Consider the following 21,435-nt stretch of genomic DNA (forward strand, 5'->3'; position numbering starts at 1 on the left):
GATTATATGAATAAAACAGTATTGCTTGTTGAAGACGAAAGAAGATTACGTGAAATTGTTAGTGATTATTTTCGTAATGAAGGCTTTGAAGTAATCGAAGCAGAAGATGGAAAGAAAGCGTTAGAGTTATTTGCAGAGCATGAAATTGATTTAATTATGTTAGATATTATGTTACCGGAAATAGATGGATGGTCTGTTTGTAGACGAATTAGAAAAGAATCAGCAGTACCAATTATTATGTTGACAGCACGTTCGGATGAGGATGATACATTGCTAGGTTTCGAATTAGGTGCAGACGAGTATGTAACGAAACCATTTAGTCCGAAAGTGTTAGTAGCTCGTGCAAAGACGTTATTGAAACGTGCGGATGGCGCGGTAGGAGTAGCGGAAGAAAATGCTATGTCTTTAGCTGGAATTGAAGTGAATCGTCTATCTAGAACTGTTTTAGTAGATGGAGAAGAAATTATATTGACACATAAAGAATTTGAACTTCTCGTTTATTTAATGGAGAACAAAGGAATCGTATTATCACGTCAACATTTATTAGACCAGTTATGGGGATATGACTATTACGGTGATGACCGAACGGTTGATACCCATATTAAAAAACTTCGAAATAAGTTAGGAGATAAAGCGAAGCATATCGGTACTGTTATTCGAGTTGGTTATAAATTTGAAGAATAATCTAGAACAATTTGTGTAATTTAGCCTAGGAAAATGGCAATTTTATACTCTCTTTTGAAGGTAGAATGTACAAAAAATACTTTTCTTGTCTACAATGTTAGATAGGAGTATTTTTTTAATTGGATTTCACGATGAGTTCACAAGAAGGACACAAAACGTGACTATACTGAAAATACGAATTCACCAGAGAGGGGAAATAAAACATGGGATATTACGACGGACCAAATTTAAATGAAGAGCATAGTGAAACGAGAGAAGTGAGAAAATCAGGTAGTAAAAAAGGCTATTTCTTCACAGGTTTAGTGGGAGCTGTAGTCGGAGCGGTTTCGATTAGTTTTGCAGCACCATATATGCCATGGGCTCAAAATAATGGAGCACCAGTATCATCATTTAGTTCGGATTCAAAAGTAGAAGGTACTGTAGTTCCTGTTGTAAATAAAGCGAAAAATGAAACTGATTTACCTGGTATGATTGAAGGAGCGAAAGATGTTGTTGTAGGCGTTATTAATATGCAACAAAGCGTTGATCCATTTGCAATGCAACCGACAGGTCAAGAACAACAAGCTGGTTCAGGATCAGGTGTTATTTATAAAAAAGCAGGAAATAAAGCATATATTGTAACAAACAACCACGTAGTAGATGGAGCGAATAAACTTGCTGTAAAGCTAAGTGATGGTAAAAAGGTAGATGCAAAGTTAGTAGGGAAAGATCCTTGGTTAGACTTAGCTGTTGTTGAAATTGATGGGGCTAATGTAAATAAAGTTGCAACTTTAGGTGACTCAAGTAAACTTCGTGCGGGTGAAAAAGCGATTGCAATCGGTAACCCACTTGGATTTGACGGAAGTGTAACGGAAGGTATAATCAGTAGTAAAGAACGCGAAATCCCAGTTGATATTGATGGGGATAAACGCCCAGATTGGCAAGCACAAGTTATTCAAACAGATGCAGCGATTAATCCTGGTAACAGTGGTGGTGCATTATTTAACCAAAACGGTGAAATAATTGGGATTAATTCAAGTAAAATTGCACAACAAGAAGTTGAAGGAATTGGATTTGCTATTCCAATTAATATCGCAAAGCCAGTTATTGAATCACTTGAAAAAGACGGAGTAGTAAAACGTCCAGCTCTTGGAGTAGGTGTCGTTTCGTTAGAAGATGTGCAAGCTTATGCAGTCAATCAATTGAAAGTACCGAAAGAAGTAACTAATGGTGTTGTATTAGGTAAAATTTACCCAATATCACCGGCAGAAAAAGCTGGTTTAGAGCAATATGATATTGTCGTAGCATTAGATGATCAAAAAGTAGAAAATTCACTTCAATTCCGTAAATATTTATATGAAAAGAAAAAAGTAGGCGAGAAAGTAGAAGTCACATTCTACCGTAACGGTCAAAAAATGACGAAAACAGCTACTTTAGCAGATAATTCAGCTACAAAGAATCAATAATCGAAAATAAAGAAAGTCTCTTTCATATTGAAAGAGACTTTCTTTATCGGCTATACTAAAGGAATAGGAGGGATTAATTATGACAATTGAAAACCCAACTCGTACGGAAATTGGTGAAGTGTTAAAGAAAAGCAAAACAATTGCGGTTGTTGGATTATCAGATAAGCCAGAACGTACATCGTATATGGTTTCAAAAGCAATGCAAGATGCTGGATACCGCATTATTCCAGTTAATCCAACAGTAAATGAGGTGCTTGGAGAAAAGGCAGTTTCTTCACTAAAGGATATTAAGGAACACGTTGACATTGTAAATGTATTTCGTCGCTCAGAGTTTTTAATGGATGTTGCAAAAGAATTTGTCGAGATTGATGCAGATGTTTTTTGGGCACAATTAGGAGTACAAGATGAAGATACATATAAACTTTTAAAAGAAAAAGACTATACTGTAATAATGGATCGTTGTATTAAAGTAGAACATGCGATGACAAAATAGTATAGACTTAAAGTTAGAAAGATTGATTCAGCCCTCATTATAGATAAGTAGGGCCGATGAACGAGGTGTTCATCATGAGATTTATTAAAGGCTGTTTTTGGGGATTGTTATTTGTAATCCCATTTTGGATTTTGATCATTTGGATCATAATAAAGGTTTGGAATGTGTAATCTTGGAATACATATCCATTTCTCGTTGACAAACGATTATTTTTCTGAAATAGTAGCCTAGAGGAATCCTTGTGAGAAAACAAGGATTTTTCTATTGAAAATGGTATATAAAAGAGATAAGATAACTTGCCAAAACTATAGTCGAGGCGTTATTCTATAATAGAAACATATGTTCTGATTTTGGATTAGGAAAGGGGCAAGGAGTTTGGCGAAGCATCAGTTCCAATATAATGAAGATGCGATTCAAGTGTTAGAAGGACTTGAAGCCGTTCGAAAACGCCCGGGTATGTATATCGGGAGTACGGATAGCCGTGGATTGCATCATTTAGTATATGAAATAGTAGATAACTCCGTTGACGAGGCGTTAGCGGGATTTGGCGACGAAATTTCTGTCGTAATACATAAAGATAATAGTATTAGCGTTATAGATAAAGGGCGAGGAATGCCTACGGGAATGCATAAACTTGGGAAACCTACACCTGAAGTTATTTTAACTGTACTTCATGCAGGTGGTAAGTTTGGTCAAGGTGGCTATAAAACGAGTGGTGGTTTACACGGTGTTGGGGCATCAGTTGTAAACGCCTTGTCAGAATGGTTAGTAGTAACAATTAAACGTGATGGTAACATTTATGAACAACGCTTTGAAAATGGTGGCGTTCCTGCAACAACGTTAGAGAAAATCGGGAAAACAAAAGAGTCTGGTACAACAATGCATTTCAAACCAGATACAACGATTTTTAGTACGACAAATTACAATTATGAAACATTATGTGAGAGATTACGTGAATCTGCATTCTTATTAAAAGGAATGAAAATCTCAATAAAAGACGAACGTAATGATTTAGAAGATATATTTCATTATGAAACAGGAATTGAAGCTTTCGTTTCATATTTAAACGAAGAAAAAGATTCAATTCACCCGGTTGTATATTTCACTGGTGAACAAAACGGGATTGAAGCAGAACTAGCATTCCAGTTTAATGATGGTTACTCAGAAAATATTCTTTCGTTTGTAAATAACGTACGTACAAAAGATGGTGGAACACACGAAGCTGGATTTAAAACAGCAATGACGCGTGTGTTCAATGAGTATGCTCGTAAAGTTTCATTATTAAAAGAAAAAGATAAAAATTTAGAAGGTACAGATATTCGTGAAGGTGTAGCGGCTATCGTTTCTGTACGTGTACCAGAAGAAGTACTGCAGTTTGAAGGACAAACGAAAGGGAAACTTGGTACAAGTGAAGCTCGTTCTTCTATTGATGCCATTGTATCAGAGCATCTAGCTTACTTTTTAGAGGAAAACCCGGATGTAGCTACACTTCTTGTGAGAAAGGCAGTTAAAGCAGCGCAAGCACGTGAGGCTGCTCGTAAAGCGAGAGAAGAAGCACGTAGTGGTAAGAAAAAGAAAAAATCAGAAGGTACTTTAAGCGGGAAGTTAACACCTGCACAATCACGTAACCCTCAGAAAAACGAATTGTATTTAGTAGAGGGTGACTCGGCTGGCGGTTCAGCAAAGCAAGGGCGAGATCGTCGTTTTCAGGCGGTACTACCATTGCGTGGTAAAGTAATTAATACGGAGAAAGCAAAGCTTGCTGATATTTTTAAGAATGAAGAGATTAATACAATTATTTATGCAATTGGCGGCGGTGTAGGAAATGAATTCGCTGTTGAAGATATTAACTACGATAAAGTTGTTATTATGACCGATGCAGATACGGATGGAGCTCATATTCAAGTATTGTTATTAACGTTCTTCTACAGATATATGAAGCCACTTATCGAAGCCGGTAAAGTGTTTATCGCACTTCCTCCTTTATACAAGGTAAGTAAAGGGAAAGGTAAGAGTGAGGTAATTGAATACGCTTGGTCAGATGAGGAATTAGACGGTGTAACGAAAAAAGTTGGCAAAGGCTATATGTTACAACGTTATAAAGGACTTGGTGAAATGAATGCGGATCAATTATGGGAAACAACAATGAATCCTGAAACGCGTACATTAATTCGCGTGAAAATTGATGATGCAGCAAGAGCAGAGCGTCGCGTTACAACATTAATGGGCGATAAAGTAGAACCGCGCCGTAAATGGATTGAACGTAATGTACAGTTTGGTATGCAAGAAGAAGGAAATATTTTAGAAAATGAAATGATTATGGAGACGGAGGTGGAATAACATGCAAGCAGAGAAGTTTCATGACCTCCCGCTTGAAGACGTGTTAGGTGACCGCTTTGCACGTTATAGTAAATATATTATTCAAGATCGTGCACTTCCAGATGCACGTGATGGCTTAAAGCCAGTACAAAGACGTATTTTATATTCTATGTATGTAGAAGGTAATGTACATGATAAAGCGTTTCGTAAATCAGCTAAAACAGTAGGTAATGTTATTGGTAATTATCATCCACATGGAGATTCCTCTGTATATGAAGCAATGGTTCGCTTAAGCCAAACTTGGAAAGTACGTAATGTTTTAGTTGAAATGCATGGTAATAACGGTAGTGTTGATGGGGACCCAGCGGCAGCGATGCGTTATACGGAAGCTCGTTTATCACCAATCGCATCTGAATTATTACGTGATCTTGATAAAGAAACAGTTGAATTCGTGTCAAACTTTGATGATACGAGTGAAGAACCGGTTGTATTACCAGCAGCGTTCCCGAATTTATTAGTAAACGGATCTACAGGAATTTCCGCTGGTTATGCAACAGAAATTCCTCCGCATCATCTTGGAGAAGTTATTGACGCTACAATGATGCGTATTGATAAGCCAAATAGTACTGTTGATGATTTATTAACAGTTATGAAAGGACCAGATTTCCCAACAGGCGGTATTATTCAAGGGATTGATGGTATTAAAAAGGCGTATGAAACAGGAAAAGGTAAAATTATTATTCGCGGAAAAGCAGAAATTGAAACAGTGCGCGGTGGGAAACAACAAATTGTAATCACTGAAATTCCTTACGAAGTGAATAAGGCAAACCTTGTAAAGAAAATGGATGAATTACGTCTAGATAAAAAGTTAGATGGCATTGCTGAAGTACGTGATGAGACGGATCGTACTGGTTTACGAATCGTTGTTGAATTAAAGAAAGAAGTAAACGCCGAAGGTATTTTAAATTATTTATATAAAAATACAGATTTACAAATTCCATATAACTTTAATATGGTAGCGATCAATAATCGCCGTCCAACACTTATGACATTACCGAAAATTTTGGATGCTTATATTGGACATCAAAAAGAGGTTATTACGAGACGTTCACAATATGAATTAAGAAAAGCAGAAAATCGTCAACATATTGTAGAAGGTTTAAAGAAGGCATTATCGATTTTAGACCAAGTAATCGAGACAATTCGAGCTTCAAAAGATAAACGTAATGCGAAAGATAATTTAAGTGCAAAATTTGGCTTTACAGAAGCACAAGCAGAAGCAATTGTATCCTTGCAATTATATCGCTTAACGAATACAGACATTACGGCGTTACAAGAAGAAGCAGATGAGCTTAATAAGAAAATTCTAGAGCTACAGTCAATTTTACAAAGTGAAAAAAGATTACTTCAAGTCATTAAAACTGATTTGAAGAGAGTTAAGAAAACATATAGTGATGATCGCCGTGCTATTATTGAAGAACAAATTGAAGAAATTAAAATAGACGTAGAAGTGATGATTCCACAAGAAGATGTCATCGTTACTGTAACGAAAGAAGGATATGTGAAACGTACTGGATGGCGCTCACATAATGCATCAAACGGCAAAGACTTCGGTATGAAAGAGGGTGACATCTTACTTGAACGATTCGATACGAATACGACTGAAACAGTTCTTTTATTCACAAGTAAAGGGAACTATATATATCTTCCAGTATACGAAATGCCAGATATTCGTTGGAAAGATTTAGGTCAGCACGTTGCAAATATCGTTTCACTCGACCGAGATGAAACGATCATTTGGGTAACGGTTGTACCGAACTTTGAGGAAGAAAAACGATTTATCGTATTTGTAACACGAAATGGTATGATAAAGAAAACAGAATTAAATCAATATAAAGTTCAGCGTTATTCAAGGGCATTCGTTGCTGTAAACTTGAAAAAAGGTGATGAAGTTGTCGATATATTTGCGACAGATGGAACGAGTGATATCGTTCTTGCTACACATGGTGCATATGCACTTATTTTCCATGAAGATGAAGTAAGTCCAGTCGGTGTAAGAGCTGCTGGTGTGAAAGCAATTAATTTAAAAGAAGATGACTATGTCGCTTCTGGTAAACCGTTAAATGGTGACAAAGATCAACTTATTCTCGTAACGCAGCGCGGTGCTGTAAAACGTCTAAAAGCATCAGAAATTGAGAAATCAACGAGGGCGAAACGAGGTCTTGTTATTTTCAAAGAGTTAAAACGTAATCCATACCGCATTGTCGGTATTGAAATTGTTCGGGACGATGAATTAGTTTATATGAAGACAGAAAAAAATATTGTAGAAGAGATTGATCCGAAAGCGTATCGAAATAAAGACCGGTATAGTAATGGTAGCCTAGTGCTAGATGTTAATGATACTGGTGAAGTAGTAGAAACGTGGACGAAAAAACGACCGGAGTAAAGTGAAACTATAATCAGTGGGGATTTTGTTCATCCCCACTGATTATTAGTTGAACCAATCGGACTTTAACGGGCAGTTGGTCTCCCATCTAACTCCTTCGCGGTCGGGAGCCTTACTGCCCGTTAAAGCGGGTTAAAAAAAGCATCTTGCTATGAATAGTAGCAAGATGCTTTTTTCTAGGCAATTTATTATGTAAATAATAATAATCTTGTTATAATAACTGAATGAAATCGTTCTCATAAAGTGAAACTTTAATCAATGGGGATTTTCTTTATCCCCACTGATTATTAGTTGAACCAATCGGGCTTTAACGAGCAGTTGACTCCTCATCTAATTTCTTAGCTTTCGCTGGATTTTGAGTTAGGAATCTTACTGCCCGTTAAAGCGGGACAAATGGAGGGGCAACATGAAAAAAATAGGTGTAGGGATTGTAGGATTTGGTTTTTCTAGTACGACATTTCATATCCCACTATTACAAACAATAGAAGAATATGATATTCGTGCTGTATTATCCTCAAAAGAAGAGGTAGTAAAAGAAACATTACCAAACGCTAATGTTGTTAGTACAATTGATGAATTGGTGAAGCGAGCTGATGTTGACTTAGTTGTTATTACATCACCTAATACAACTCATTTTCCATATGTAAAAGAAGCAATTTTAAACGGTAAGCATGTTGTTGTAGAAAAACCATTTGTTGTTTCAATTGAAGAAGGGGAAGAGCTTATTTCATTAGCAGAGCAGCATAATGTAATGTTAAGCGTATATCATAATCGTCGTTTTGATAATGATTTCTTAACAATTAAGAAATTGTTAGGAGAAAACAGAGTAGGGAATGTATACGCATATGAATCAAATTTTGATCGTTTCCGTCCACATGTGCGTGATCGATGGAGAGAAAAAAATCTACCAGGTTCCGGTATATTATACGATTTAGGATCGCATTTAATTGACCAAGCGTTATCAATATTTGGGAAACCAGATGCGATAAGTGCAGATGTAATAAAACAACGACCAGGTGCAGAGGTGGATGATTATTTCCACATAGTACTGCATTACGGAGCTAAACGTGTCATTTTACGTAGTAGCAGTTATGTGAAAAAAGCTGGACCGCATTTTATAGTGCATGGAGAGAAAGGTTCTATCGTGAAGTACGGTATGGATTCGCAGGAAGAGCAATTAAAAAATGGAATGAAGCCAGGTGATAATGGTTATGGAGTAGACGATGAAGAGAATTTTGCTACTTTAGAAACAGAAGAAAGCTTAGAGCGCATTCCAACAGAAGTCGGTTGTTATGATAATTATTATAAAGGTGTACGAGATAGTATATTAAATGGTGAGAAACTACCTGTAACAGCAAAAGAAGGCTTAGATGTTATTAAACTGATTCAATTAGCGATTGAAAGCAGTGAAAAGGGTAGAGTCATTTCTATAAAATAAAAAAGACACGAAATTCGTGTCTTTTTTATTAGGAATATGTGAATATGATTAATTATTTAGTTTAGTCGTTTATCATACATTAATTGGATTTGTATGCCATAAGGATCTTCAATAATACCATATGCTTCACTAAATATATTTTTTTCTAGGGGAGAGATTATTTTCACATGCTTATCGGAAATTAAATTATTATAAAACCTTTGTATTTCTTCTAAATTAGCGCTTTGAATGCAAAGTGACATGTTATTTCCAACGTTATAACGTTCATTAGGCTTCATTGTATCTTCTGCTATCATTAGCTTTGTATTCCCAATTTGTAAAACAGAGTGAGCAATATGATCTTTATTTTCACTTTTAATTTTAAAAGAACTATCTCTTTTCGCCAGTTCTTCATACGTAACAACCATTAACTTTTTGGCTTCTAAATGACGTGTATAAAAGTTAATCGCCTCCTTTGCTTGCCCATTCATTGAAAGAAAAATAGCTATTTCTAATGTCATAAATATATAACTCCTTTATTAGTTGATAATTATAATATAGATTAAAAGGGTTTCAATACATGACACCTTTTTGGGAGGGAAATATGAAAAAAACGGAACGAATAAATGATATGCTTATTTTCTTAAATAATAAAAGATATTTTAATTTAAAAGATTTAATGGTTAGATATGATATTTCTAAAAGTACCGCTTTGCGAGATATTCAATCATTGGAAGAAATAGGTGTACCCATATATTCTGAATTGGGTAGAAATGGAAGTTATAAAATTATAGAAAATAGTGTTTTATCACCAATTTATTTTAGTGTGGATGAAATGTATGCCTTATATTTTTCAATTCTTACGCTAAATGGATACAAGACAAAACCATTTAATGTAGAAAGTATTGCGCTTGAAAATAAATTTAAACATGTATTACCTGATAATGTGAGTAAAAATATTTCAATTATGGAACGAACGCTTTCCTTTGAAGTAACAAATCATAGTAATTTTAGTCCGTTCTTAAAAGAAATTTTACAGGGGATTTTTGCTGAGCGAGTTTATCATTTAACATATTTAAAAAAAGGTGAGGAGAAAGCATTGGTTGCCCAATTTATTCGAATAGAATCTAAATTTGGCCAGTGGTATGCTAAAATCTTTAATTTTGAGACGAATAATGTTCAAATAATTAGATGTGATAAAATTCTTTCTATTGTGGAAACGAGCAATATTAATCCAAAAAATCTTGAAGAATTATTAAGTTATCTTACTACTTTTCACAGAAAGCCTGATGCAATTAATTTTAGTGTCATTGTTAATCAAAAAGGAAAAGACATTTTTGATAAAGAGAATTACCCTTCCATGAGGATGCAAAAGGAAAATGAAAATTACATTATAACAGGCTATTTTAACAAGCAAGAATTTGATTTTATTTCAAATTATTTTCTGAATTTCGGTGAAACGATTATTTCAATTCAGCCTGTTATGCTAAAAGAGTTAATCTATAATAAGGTGTTATCTATAAAGAAGCATTTAACTTCTTTAAGATAAAGTTAGTTTTAGACATTTTTTGATATGAAAAAGCCCTTGCGATTTAAATATCCAAAGGGCTTTTTGGTAATTCTATTTGTTCTTTAGAAAAATTATTTTTCTGGGACGGAGAGTCCATAAAAGAACATCGTAACGATATCTTGTATATGTTTTTCACGATCTCCTTCAAGAAGTTGTGCTCCAAATTCATCACCTAATTTTGTAAACATTTGAATGTAAAGTAACATCATTTCTTTAGTAAGGTGAGGATTAATTTCGTTTTTGCGCTGCGCTCGTTCTAATATTTCTAAATACCAGGGCAGGATTTTTTCATTTTGATAACTATAAATAAACTTCCGGAGTTCTTCGTCCCTTTGCATCATTTGTAGTAACATATCAGGTTGAAATAACCCGCCAGTATTCATTTTTCTTACAATCATTTTTTGCATCATATCATGAAAAGGTAATTTTTCTTCTGCAAGCTCTTTATAATATTGAAATTCAGATATGATAAATTCTTGTATAAGCTCCCTAAATAACGCATCTTTACTTCCGAAATGATTATAAATTGTAACTTGAGAAACGTTCGCTTCTTTTGCGATATGTTCTATTTTCACTTCATTAAATCCACGTTCTGAAAATAATACGAATGCTGCTTCTTTAATGGCACGTTTTTTCTTTTCTTTTACTCTTTCAAATCCGTTCAATGCAATCACCTCACTTAAAATATACAAGAAAAAATAATGGAAAACAATAATTTTGAAATATGGACTAATAAATATTTCAAAAAGTTGTTGCGAATATGAAAGATGAGGAGTACAATGATTTTGAAATATCACATATTAAATATTTCAAAAAATGAGGTGGAATTATGATTTCAGTTCAGGATGTCACAAAACAGTTTTCGAATGGAAAAGGTTTGTTTCATATTACATTTGATGTAAAAGAGGGAGAAGTATTCGGTTATTTAGGACCGAATGGTGCCGGGAAATCAACGACGATTCGTAATTTAATGGGATTTATAAAACCGACAGCTGGTAAAGCGACAATTTTTGGATTAGATTGTTGGAATGAAGCAGCGAAAATTCAAAGGGAAGTTGGTTATCTACCGGGTGAAATTTCTTTTATTGAAGGAATGAACGGATTAGAGTTTTTAAAATTAATGCAAGGAATGCGTGGATTAAAGGATACGAAAAGACGAGATGAACTGATAGATCGTCTGCAATTTGATGTGAAAACACCGATTCGCAAAATGTCTAAAGGAATGAAGCAAAAAGTGGGGATAGTTGCTGCATTTATGCACGATCCAGAGGTGTTAATTTTAGATGAACCAACATCTGGACTTGATCCACTTATGCAGCAAGTATTTATAGAATTAATATTAGAGGAAAAGCAAAGAGGAAAAACAATCCTAATGTCATCACATATTTTCACTGAAATTGAGCGTACGTGTGATCGAGTAGCGATTATTAAAGATGGTCGACTCGTAACGGTTGAAAATATTCACGATTTACAAAGTATGAGACGACAGGTAATAGATGTAACCGTATCATCGCAAGAAGAGATTGAATCTCTTACAAAGTGTAATTTGCAATTTGAAGTGGTAAAAGGTAGAGAGGCATCTATCATTGTACAAGGAAACTATCAAACTGTTTTACAAACAATTTCAAACTATAATGTAACGGCACTTCAAACGAGAGCGATGGATTTAGAACATTTATTTATGCATTATTACGATAAGAAAGAAGGGGTAACGCATGAATAAGCAATTATTTTTAGCTAGTTTGAAAGAAACACAAAAAAATATTTTGAGTTATGCGTTTGGTGCGGCTTTATATTTGTGGTTATTAATTTGGATATTCCCGTCAATGGTATCAGCGAAAGGGCTAAATGAACTAATAGCTGCCATGCCTGATAGTGTGAAAAAAATCGTTGGTATGGAAAGTCCGATTCAAAACGTAATGGATTTTTTAGCTGGTGAATACTATAGTCTATTGTTTATTATCATTTTAACAATTTTTTGTGTAACAGTTGCAACACATTTAATTGCTCGTCATGTAGATAAAGGAGCAATGGCATACTTGTTAGCAACACCTGTATCTAGAGTGGAAATTGCTATTACACAAGCTGCTGTTCTCATATTGGGACTTCTGATTATTGTATCTGTTACGTATGTAGCTGGGTTAGTAGGTGCAGAATGGTTTTTACAAGATAATAACTTAAATAAAGAATTATTTTTGAAGATAAATGTAGTCGGAGGGCTCATATTTTTAGTCGTTAGTGCGTATTCATTTTTCTTTTCTTGTATATGTAATGACGAAAGAAAGGCACTAAGTTATTCAGCGAGTTTAACTATCTTATTTTTCGTATTGGATATGGTAGGTAAATTAAGTGATAAGTTAGAGTGGATGAGAAGTCTATCATTATTCACGCTGTTTCATCCGAAAGAAATTGCTGAAGGAACGTATAATATATGGCCGGTAAGTATAGGTTTAACTGCTGGAGCACTTTGTATTTTCATAGTAGCAATTGTAGTTTTTAAGAAGAGGGATTTACCGTTGTAAAGTAGAAAGTCCACTGAGAAAGTGGGCTTTTTTTATTTGTAAATTAAATCTAGTATGTTTATTACATAACACTTATAAAGGATATTTATCTTTTTATTTACAAAAATATTCAAAAAAATGAACCTTTTCCTAGGTTCCTACGTCTAATACATGTAAAGTTAAATTTGAAGTGAGGATGAAACAGGAGGAGCAATTGTGAAAGTAATCCCTTTATATAAAATGATTATAAAAGAAGAAACCGATGTTTCTTTAGCGAAAAAAGGCGATCATGAAGCCTTTATAACGCTTATACATACAGAAAAAGTGAAGATGTATCGAATAGCAAAGGCGATGTTACGTGATGAGACAAATATAGAGGACGCGATACAGACAACAATTTTAAAAGCTTATGAAAATATAAAAAAACTAAAAAAAGAAGAGTTTTTTCAAACTTGGTTAATTCGAATTTTAATGAATGAGTGTAACAATATTATTAGAGCGTATAAAAATGTAATTGTGACAGAAGAGAATGATTACAATATGAGTGCGTGTGATCAGTATGAAGATATAGATTTGTATAATGCGATTCAATCGTTACATGAAGAATTAAGAGCTGTTACGGTGCTTTATTACTATGAAGATATGAATCAAGATAGTATTGCGAAGCTGTTAGAAATACCGAAAGGAACAGTGAAATCAAGATTATCGCGTGCGAGGGAACAACTACAAAAACGATTAAAGATGGAATAGGGGGTGTAAAGGGTGGATAGTGAAAAATTATTTGATGAGAAATTAAAAAAGAGAATAAAAAATGAAAATGTTATAGTATCTCCAGAGTTAAATGAGAAGATTAATGGTACACTACATAATCTTCAGGTAAAAAAGAAGAGTTACAAAATCCATATGATGATAATTAGTGCAGCGGTTTGTATACTTTCAGTGGTATCTATGTCTGAGTTTTCTATACAAAGTTTTGCGCAAAACGGTGGAGTATTTGAATATGTAAAGAAAAAAGCGTTTTCTGATTATGAAAATGAAGAAGAAATAAAATCAAATGTACATTATCCAGATAAAGAAAAGATTCATCAAAAGATGCTAGATTCTATTGATTATTTTAAAAATAGTTCAGGACAATTTGAGGAATATTCTAGCTCATCAAGAATTGCTACAACATATAAGTATGCAATTGATACGGAAAAACAAAGAGGTATCTCTTCGAAAGAAGATAAACTAGCGAAAAAACGAACAATTATATATAACGAGGGCAAGAAAAAAGAGTTTGATGATGAGAAGTATACCTATAAAGAGACAAAATGGAACCCGAAAGAAAGAAACAATGAATTATTAAAGTTAAATCCTACGGAAAGGTTATTGAGAAAATCAGGTGAAAAAAAGCGATATGATGATGAATATGTAGGACTAGCGAAATATAGTATTCAATCAGAATTCGCAGATTTGTTAATTCGATATAAAGATTGGAATTATAAAGAAACGAAATATCTTGGATTAGATTGTTACAAAATTGAAGGAGTCATCAATATAGAGATGCCTGTTAGCACCTCTGAAGATTTAAGAGGGAAATTCGAAATGGTTGTGGAGAAAAATACAGGGATTATGTTGAAATTTCTTAGTTTTCAAGAAGGCTTGATTCAATATTCACTTACGACAGAATGGATACAAATAGATAAGGGATTGAAAGAAAGTATGTTTCAAAAGGATAGCGCTAAATATGAAAAACATATTGGATGAATAGAAACAGGAGGAGAGTAAATGGGGAATCATTCATCTTTAAGAGAAGAGAAAAATAAGCAAAAATATAAAAAGAAAACGATAATAAGTTTACTACTAGCGGTATTGCTATTTGGTGGAATTGGCTATGGAGCCTATGTATATATGAAAACTTCTAGTCTCGTACAAAAATCTAATTTGAATTTAGCACGAGGTGAAAAATCCAATTTACGTGAGAAATCTGTAAAGCCAATTGCAAATCATGTTTCACTTTTAATTATGGGAATTGATGAAAATCAAGAACGACAAAAGGAGTATAATGGTGCATTTCATACAGATGCATTATTGTTAGCGACTTTTAATAAAGACGATAAAACAGTGAAATTAACGAGCATACCGCGTGATACATATACATACGTTCCAGTTGAAAAGAAAAAAGATAAAATAACCCATGCATATGGAAGTGGTTTCGTTAAAAATGGTAAAGATGGAGGACCGCAAGCTTCTGTGGAAGCGGTAGAAAAATTGTTACAAGTGCCCGTTGATTATTTTGTGAAATTTAATTTTGGTTCCTTTACTAAAATTGTTGATGGGTTAGATGGTATTGAAGTAGATGTCCCAGTTGAATTTACGGAGCAAAATAGTAAAGATGAACCTGATGCGATTCATTTGAAAAAAGGATTGCAAAAATTAAATGGGGAAGAAGCACTTGCACTAGCAAGAACGCGCCATATTGATAGTGATGCGATGAGAGGGCAGAGGCAACAACTTGTTATTGAATCGATTTTAAGTAAATTAAAAAGTGTAGGATCGATTACGAAGCTAGAAAAAATAGTTGAGGCAGTTGACGACGATTTTAAAACAAACTTAGTAATGGATGATATTTTATCTTTTTATAAATACGGTTTAAACGGTTCAGTTGAAAAAATACAACTAGCTGGTGATGATTTATATTTACCTAATGGTCCAAATGGGCAACGTGTATATTATTATAATCCTAATAAAAAAGATTTGCAGAGTTTGAGTAATACTCTTAGAACACATCTAGGGTTAAGTGAAAAGCAAATTGAGGAGAATTAAAGCAGACGTAATGTCTGCTTTTTATTGTGTATAATAGTATGTCATTTATTCTTAAATGTTATATACTATTTTCGAATTAAAGATAATAGTGTAACATAAAATTGTGGTTTAAGTTAAATAGCAAGGGGGCTATCACATAGAATAAATGTTATTGCTTAAAATAGTTTGGGAGAAATGAAAATACAGGGGAGTAGCAAAAATGAGAATTGCAAAGAATTTAACATTCCAAGTTATTGTGGCCATTATTTGTGGTATTGCAGTAGGGGCAATTTGGCCGAGTGTTGGACAACAAATGAAGCCAATTGGTGAAACATTCATCAATATGATTAAAATGGTTATTGCACCGATTATCTTTTTAACAATTGTGCTTGGTATTGCAAGTATGGGAAGTATGAAAAAGGTAGGCCGTGTTGGTGGGAAGGCACTATTATATTTTGAAATTGTTACAACAGCGGCTTTAATTATTGGTATCATCGTAGCGAATGTTGTGCGTCCCGGAGACGGATTAGATCCCTCAAAACTAAAGGGCGGAGATGTTTCGCAATATGTACAAAGCGGACAAGAAATGAAATGGATGGATTTCTTTTTACATATCGTGCCGTCTAACATGTTTGAAGCATTCGCCAAAGGTGATATTTTACAAGTTCTGTTCTTCTCCATTTTATTCGGCGCAGGGTTAACGATGTTAGGGAAAAATGGACAACCGGTTATTGACTTTTTTGAAAGATTATCGAAAGTATTTTTTAACATTTTATCAATTGTAATGAAATTAGCACCGGTTGGAGCATTCGGTGGGATGGCATTTACAATTGGGAAGTATGGTTTAAGCACGCTCATACCACTTGGCAAATTAATGATTTGTGTATATGCGGCAATGGCATTATTTGTTTTTATTGTTTTAAATTTTATTTGTAAACTGTACAAATTTAGTTTGTGGAAATATTTAGCTCACATTAAAGAAGAATTACTCATTGTTCTCGGGACATCGTCATCAGAATCAGTACTGCCGCGAATGATGACAAAGATGGAAGACTTGGGATGTTCGAAGCCAGTAGTAGGTTTAGTCATTCCGACAGGATACTCATTTAATTTAGATGGAACGACAATTTATTTATCGATGGCTACTATATTTTTAGCTCAAGTCTTTCATGTCGATCTTTCACTAGGTCAACAATTAACTATAATAGCTATTTTATTAGTTACATCTAAAGGTGCAGCAGCAGTAACAGGTGGAGGCTTTATTGTATTAGCATCTACGTTATCTGCGATGAATGTTATTCCATTAGAAGGGTTAGCACTATTGCTTGGTGTAGATCGTTTCATGTCAGAAGCACGTGCTATCGTTAATTTAATTGGTAACGGTATTGCAACTGTAGTTGTTGCAAAAAGTGAAAATGAATTTGATGATGAGAAGTATACGAAAGTAATAGAGGAAATGAAAAGAGAAAAAATAGCCGGGTAAAAAGTCAGTTTTGCTGACTTTTTTTATTTTTGTAGGAAAGGAGTTTCTAAAAATATACATTATTTATTAACAAGAGCTGATAGATATTTAATGTGTAAATATGATAAATACCATTAAAGTGGTACATTTATATGAAAGAGAAATAGAATTTGAAGATCATATGGAATTTTTATGAATATTACTGTAAGAAAATAATTTTTTAAAAATTTTCAATAATAATACTTTACAAATTTTAAAAAATTAGTAGAATAAGAAGTAGTAAGAATCGTCTGATAAATATATAGAGAAAAACAGAATTATCAGAAAATTCTTGAATAGCTATCGTTTAGAATTAGGGAGGGTACAGAAAATGAAAAAGAAACAAATGAAAAAACTAACAGCAGTTGTAGCACCGGTTTTAGCAATGAGCATGGCGTTAACAGCATGTTCTACATCAGGTGGAGATAAGAAGACAAGCACAAATTCTAGCTCTGGTGGAGATAGTAAGTCAGGGGAAAAATTAGCAACGAAACAAGTGCTGAATCGAACAGTAACACAAGAAATTCCAACTATGGATTCTTCTAAATCAACTGATACAGTATCTTCACAAATGCTTGGTAATACGATGGAGGGTTTATATCGTCTTGATAAAGACAATAAGCCGATTCCAGCAGCGGCAGAATCTAGTACGAAAAGTGAAGATGGTAAAAAATATACGTTCAAACTACGTAAAGATGCAAAATGGTCAAATGGAGATCCAGTAACTGCAAAGGATTTCGTATATGCTTGGCAACGTCTGTTAGATCCAAAAACGGCTGCTGAGTATGCATTTATTGCATTCCCGATTAAAAATGCAGAAGTAGTAAATAAAGGAGAAAAACCTGTAACTGAATTAGGTGTGAAGGCGGTAGATGATCTTACACTTGAAGTTGAGTTAGAGCAAGCGGTACCGTACTTCTTAAATTTAGTAGCATTCCCATCATATTATCCATTAAACGAAAAGTTCGTTAAAGAAAAGGGCGAGAAGTTCGGTTTAGAGGCTGATACAACTGTCTATAACGGACCGTTCGTTCTTAAAGATTGGAAGCATGAACAAGGATGGCAATTAAAGAAAAATGATCAATATTGGGATAAAAAGACTGTAAAACTTGAAGAAGTTAACTTTAGTGTTGTTAAAGAGGCTGCAACTTTAGTCAATCTATATGATAGCGGTCAAGTTGACTTTGCTTTATTAAATGGAGAGTTCGTTGATAAATATAGAAGCAAGAAAGATGAATTTGGCACATATTCACAAGTGAGTACGTATTTCATTCGTATGAACCAAAAACGTGATGGACAAGACACTCCATTAAAGAGCAAAAAATTACGTGAAGCAATTGCGCTATCAATTGATAAAAAGAATTTAGCAAATGTAATTTTAAATGATGGATCAAAAGAAGCTGACTTCTTAGTACCAAAAGGATTAGCAACGGGACCAGACGGTAAAGATTTCCAAGAAACATTTAAAAACGGTTTGAAACCAAATTCTAAAAAAGCTGCTGCAGCTTGGGAAGAAGCGAAAAAAGAACTTGGAAAAGATCAAGTTACAATCGAATTCTTAAACTACGATACTGGTAATGCGAAAAAAGTTGGCGAATATATTAAAGATCAGATTGAGAAAAACTTAAAAGGTGTAACAGTTAATATTAAACTTCAACCATTTAAGCAAAAACTAAAATTAGAAACTGAACAACAATATGATATTTCGTATGGCGGATGGAATCCGGATTATGCAGATCCAATGACGTTCTTAGATATGTTTGAGACTGGACATTCACATAACCAAATGAGCTTCTCTGACCCTAAATATGACGGCATGGTGAAAAAAGCTGGGACGGAATTAATGAGTGATGCGAAAAAACGTTGGGAAGAGTTAGGAAAAGCTGAAAAAACATTACTTGAAGAAGATGTAGCGATTGTACCTTTATACCAACGTGGAGATTCTTATGTTTTACAACCAAATGTAAAAGGTGTAGTAAAACACAATATCAGTCCAGAATTCAGCTTTAAGTGGGCATATGTAACTGAAAAATAATAGAGTTGAAAAAGCATTTAAAAGTGGCTTAGCTACTTTTAAATGCTTTTTTTGTGAGCTTAAAATACTAATTTTTAGTATGGTTAAATAGAGGAGAATAAGGTGTATAGTATGTACATATAGTAGATAGAAGATAAATCCTACTAAATAAAAAACAGAATATTTAAAATAAACCTATTTGCAATTACGGAAAAAAGAGTAGAATGACATTAGTTGTAATCTTCTAAAAAAAAGTCTTTAGTAAGGGTTCTCTCAAGGGTTGGTAATGTACATATAATTAGGGAGGGTACAAAAATGAAGAGAAAAAAATGAAAAAGTTAACGGCAGTTGTAATACCAGTTTTAGCGATGAGTGTTGCATTGACAGCATGTTCTGGATCAGGTGGGGAAAAGAAAACGACTACTACATCAAATAGTGGGGAAGAAAAAAATCTGATATTAAATATGCAGCGAAACAAGTATTAAATCGTACGGAAAACCAAGAAATTCCGACGATGGATACTTCTAAATCTACTGATACATTAGGTGCGCAAATTTTAGGGAACACGATGGAAGGCCTATATCGCCTTGATAAAGATAATAAGCCAATTCCTGCTGCGGCAGAGTCTAGTACGAAAAGCGAGGATGGCAAAAAATATACATTTAAACTACGTAAAGATGCAAAATGGTCAAACGGTGATCCTGTAACAGCGAAAGATTTCGTATATGGATGGCAACGCTTACTTGATAAAAATACAGCGGCAGAATATGCGTTTATCGCTTTCTATATTAAAAATGCAGAAGCAATTAATAAAGGTGAAAAACCTCTAACAGATTTAGGAGCAAAAGCGGTAGATGATTATACACTAGAAGTAGAATTAGAAAAGCCAGTACCGTATTTCTTGAATTTAATGGCATTCCCATCGTACTATCCTTTAAATGAAAAGTTCGTAAAAGAAAAAGGAGATAAGTTCGGTTTAGAAGCAGATACAACGTTGTATAACGGACCGTTCGTTATGTCTTCATGGAAACATGAACAAGGTTGGCAGCTAAAGAAAAATGATAAGTACTGGGATAAAAAGACTGTGAAATTAGAAGAAATTAACTATAGTGTAGTAAAAGAGGTTGCAACGAAAGTAAACTTATATGATACAGGATCAATTGATTTTACATTACTATCAGGAGAGTTTGTAGATAAATATAAATCGAATAAAGATGAGTACGGTGAGTATGCGGAATCAAGTACATTCTTCTTACGTTTAAATCAAAAACGTAACGGACAAGATACGCCTTTAAAGAGCAAAAAACTTCGTGAAGCAATTGCATTATCAGTTGATAAAAAAGGCTTAGCGAACGTTATTTTAAATAACGGTTCAAAAGCAACAGATCAATTAGTACCAAAAGGGCTTGCGACAGGTCCTTTTGGTAAAGATTACCAAGGTGCATTTAAAAATGGTCTAAAATATGATCCGAAAAAAGGTGCAGCAGCTTGGGAAGCAGCGGAAAAAGAACTTGTAAAAGATCAAGTTACAATTGAATTGCTAAGCTATGATGATGGAACTGCGAAAAAGATTGCTGACTATGTAAAAGATCAAATTGAGAAAAATTTAAAAGGTGTAACAATTAATACAAAAATTCAGCCGTTCAAACAAAAATTAAAATTAGAAACTGCGCAAGATTATGAAATTTCTTATGCAGGTTGGAGTCCAGACTATGCGGATCCAATGACATTTATTGATATGTTTGAATCGAAGAGCCCGTACAACCAAATGAGTTATTCAAATCCAAAATACGATGAAATGGTAGGAAAAGCAGGTAGTGAATTAATGAGTGATGCGAAAAAACGCTGGGAAACGTTAGGGAAAGCTGAGAAATTATTCCTTGAAGAAGATGCAGGGTTAGTTCCTTTATATCAAACAGGAAGATCGTACGTAATGAAACCGAATGTAAAAGGAATTGTGAAACATAACATCAGTTCAGAATATAGCTTTAAGTGGGCGTATGTAACTGAGGATGGCGGAAAAAATAAAGTGAAATGCTTTTTAGTATGTATAAGGGAATAAATCTCGTTAGCCTATTGAGAATCGGATAGGTAATAAAGAAGGTTCTATCCGAGGAAATTAGAGAGGTCAGTAAGTAGTAAGAAAGATGAATGATAGTAAGAGACCTCATGCTAATAAGAAAAATATAGAACGTAGTAATAGAGTGGAATAAGGGAATGGATGTTTACATATAGTAGACGGGGGATAATTCATATAG

General features: G+C 34.0%; 16 protein-coding genes and 1 pseudogene. 15 read left to right on the top strand and 2 right to left on the bottom strand.

The genetic code is table 11. The features are described 5' to 3' along the window. The first annotated feature begins 6 nt into the window (after positions 1 to 6). The 6 genes from ASE54_RS08690 to ASE54_RS08715 all read left to right on the top strand — a co-directional run bounded on the left by ASE54_RS08690 (position 7) and on the right by ASE54_RS08715 (position 8,825). Positions 7 to 684, top strand: coding sequence for a response regulator transcription factor (locus tag ASE54_RS08690; RefSeq protein WP_001044679.1), 678 nt, complete (start codon positions 7 to 9; stop codon positions 682 to 684). Between the two features lie 203 nt (positions 685 to 887). Further along, positions 888 to 2,129 (top strand): trypsin-like peptidase domain-containing protein, encoded by a 1,242-nt coding sequence (locus tag ASE54_RS08695; RefSeq protein ID WP_000542642.1) that lies wholly within the window; start codon positions 888 to 890, stop codon positions 2,127 to 2,129. Between the two features lie 79 nt (positions 2,130 to 2,208). After that, positions 2,209 to 2,622: a CoA-binding protein gene (locus tag ASE54_RS08700; RefSeq protein WP_000151394.1), complete on the top strand. Its 414-nt coding sequence runs from the start codon at positions 2,209 to 2,211 to the stop codon at positions 2,620 to 2,622. 375 nt (positions 2,623 to 2,997) lie between these two features. Further along, positions 2,998 to 4,962, top strand: a complete 1,965-nt coding sequence (gene parE / locus ASE54_RS08705) for a DNA topoisomerase IV subunit B (protein WP_001062195.1) — start codon at positions 2,998 to 3,000, stop codon at positions 4,960 to 4,962. A gap of 1 nt (position 4,963) precedes the next feature. Then, positions 4,964 to 7,387, top strand: coding sequence for a DNA topoisomerase IV subunit A (gene parC, locus ASE54_RS08710; RefSeq protein WP_001147460.1), 2,424 nt, complete (start codon positions 4,964 to 4,966; stop codon positions 7,385 to 7,387). A gap of 406 nt (positions 7,388 to 7,793) precedes the next feature. Continuing rightward, positions 7,794 to 8,825 (top strand): oxidoreductase, encoded by a 1,032-nt coding sequence (locus ASE54_RS08715; protein WP_000719768.1) that lies wholly within the window; start codon positions 7,794 to 7,796, stop codon positions 8,823 to 8,825. A gap of 56 nt (positions 8,826 to 8,881) precedes the next feature. Here the strand turns inward: ASE54_RS08715 and ASE54_RS08720 are convergent, their stop codons facing one another. Beyond that, a complete protein-coding gene (locus ASE54_RS08720; protein WP_000171340.1) occupies positions 8,882 to 9,325 on the bottom strand; it encodes a VOC family protein in 444 nt (147 codons plus the stop codon). Between the two features lie 59 nt (positions 9,326 to 9,384). On the opposite strand from ASE54_RS08720, the gene ASE54_RS08725 reads away from it, so the two are divergent. Beyond that, complete coding sequence (locus tag ASE54_RS08725; protein WP_000187494.1) at positions 9,385 to 10,353, top strand: WYL domain-containing protein; 969 nt, start codon at positions 9,385 to 9,387, stop codon at positions 10,351 to 10,353. A 92-nt stretch (positions 10,354 to 10,445) separates the two neighbouring features. On the opposite strand, the gene ASE54_RS08730 is transcribed toward ASE54_RS08725, so the two are convergent. After that, positions 10,446 to 11,048, bottom strand: coding sequence for a TetR/AcrR family transcriptional regulator (locus ASE54_RS08730; RefSeq protein WP_003309799.1), 603 nt, complete (start codon positions 11,046 to 11,048; stop codon positions 10,446 to 10,448). 155 nt (positions 11,049 to 11,203) lie between these two features. Between ASE54_RS08730 and ASE54_RS08735 the strand changes: the two genes are divergently transcribed. The 8 genes and pseudogenes from ASE54_RS08735 (at position 11,204) to ASE54_RS08775 (ending at position 21,239) form a co-directional block, all read left to right on the top strand. Beyond that, positions 11,204 to 12,097, top strand: coding sequence for an ATP-binding cassette domain-containing protein (locus tag ASE54_RS08735; RefSeq protein WP_000626561.1), 894 nt, complete (start codon positions 11,204 to 11,206; stop codon positions 12,095 to 12,097). Then, positions 12,090 to 12,896: an ABC transporter permease subunit gene (locus tag ASE54_RS08740; RefSeq protein ID WP_001041417.1), complete on the top strand. Its 807-nt coding sequence runs from the start codon at positions 12,090 to 12,092 to the stop codon at positions 12,894 to 12,896. Before ASE54_RS08735 ends, ASE54_RS08740 begins: the two co-directional genes overlap by 8 nt. Positions 12,897 to 13,091: 195 nt before the next feature. Further along, positions 13,092 to 13,625 carry a sigma-70 family RNA polymerase sigma factor gene (locus ASE54_RS08745; protein WP_000864724.1) on the top strand — a complete coding sequence of 178 codons (534 nt, stop codon included), beginning with the start codon at positions 13,092 to 13,094 and terminating at the stop codon, positions 13,623 to 13,625. Between the two features lie 12 nt (positions 13,626 to 13,637). Then, on the top strand, positions 13,638 to 14,624 hold the full coding sequence (locus tag ASE54_RS08750; protein ID WP_000376637.1) for a hypothetical protein: 987 nt from the start codon (positions 13,638 to 13,640) through the stop codon (positions 14,622 to 14,624). Between the two features lie 21 nt (positions 14,625 to 14,645). Beyond that, positions 14,646 to 15,683, top strand: coding sequence for an LCP family protein (locus tag ASE54_RS08755; RefSeq protein ID WP_000526731.1), 1,038 nt, complete (start codon positions 14,646 to 14,648; stop codon positions 15,681 to 15,683). A gap of 199 nt (positions 15,684 to 15,882) precedes the next feature. Further along, a complete protein-coding gene (locus ASE54_RS08760; protein ID WP_001216969.1) occupies positions 15,883 to 17,145 on the top strand; it encodes a dicarboxylate/amino acid:cation symporter in 1,263 nt (420 codons plus the stop codon). Positions 17,146 to 17,494: 349 nt separating this feature from the next. Then, a complete protein-coding gene (locus ASE54_RS08765; protein ID WP_000730156.1) occupies positions 17,495 to 19,198 on the top strand; it encodes a peptide ABC transporter substrate-binding protein in 1,704 nt (567 codons plus the stop codon). Between the two features lie 308 nt (positions 19,199 to 19,506). Beyond that, positions 19,507 to 21,239 (top strand): annotated as a pseudogene (locus ASE54_RS08775) (peptide ABC transporter substrate-binding protein). Positions 21,240 to 21,435 lie beyond the last annotated feature (196 nt).

This window comes from Bacillus sp. Root131 (assembly GCF_001429475.1).
GTDB classification, from domain to species: Bacteria; Bacillota; Bacilli; order Bacillales; family Bacillaceae_G; genus Bacillus_A; species Bacillus_A thuringiensis_S.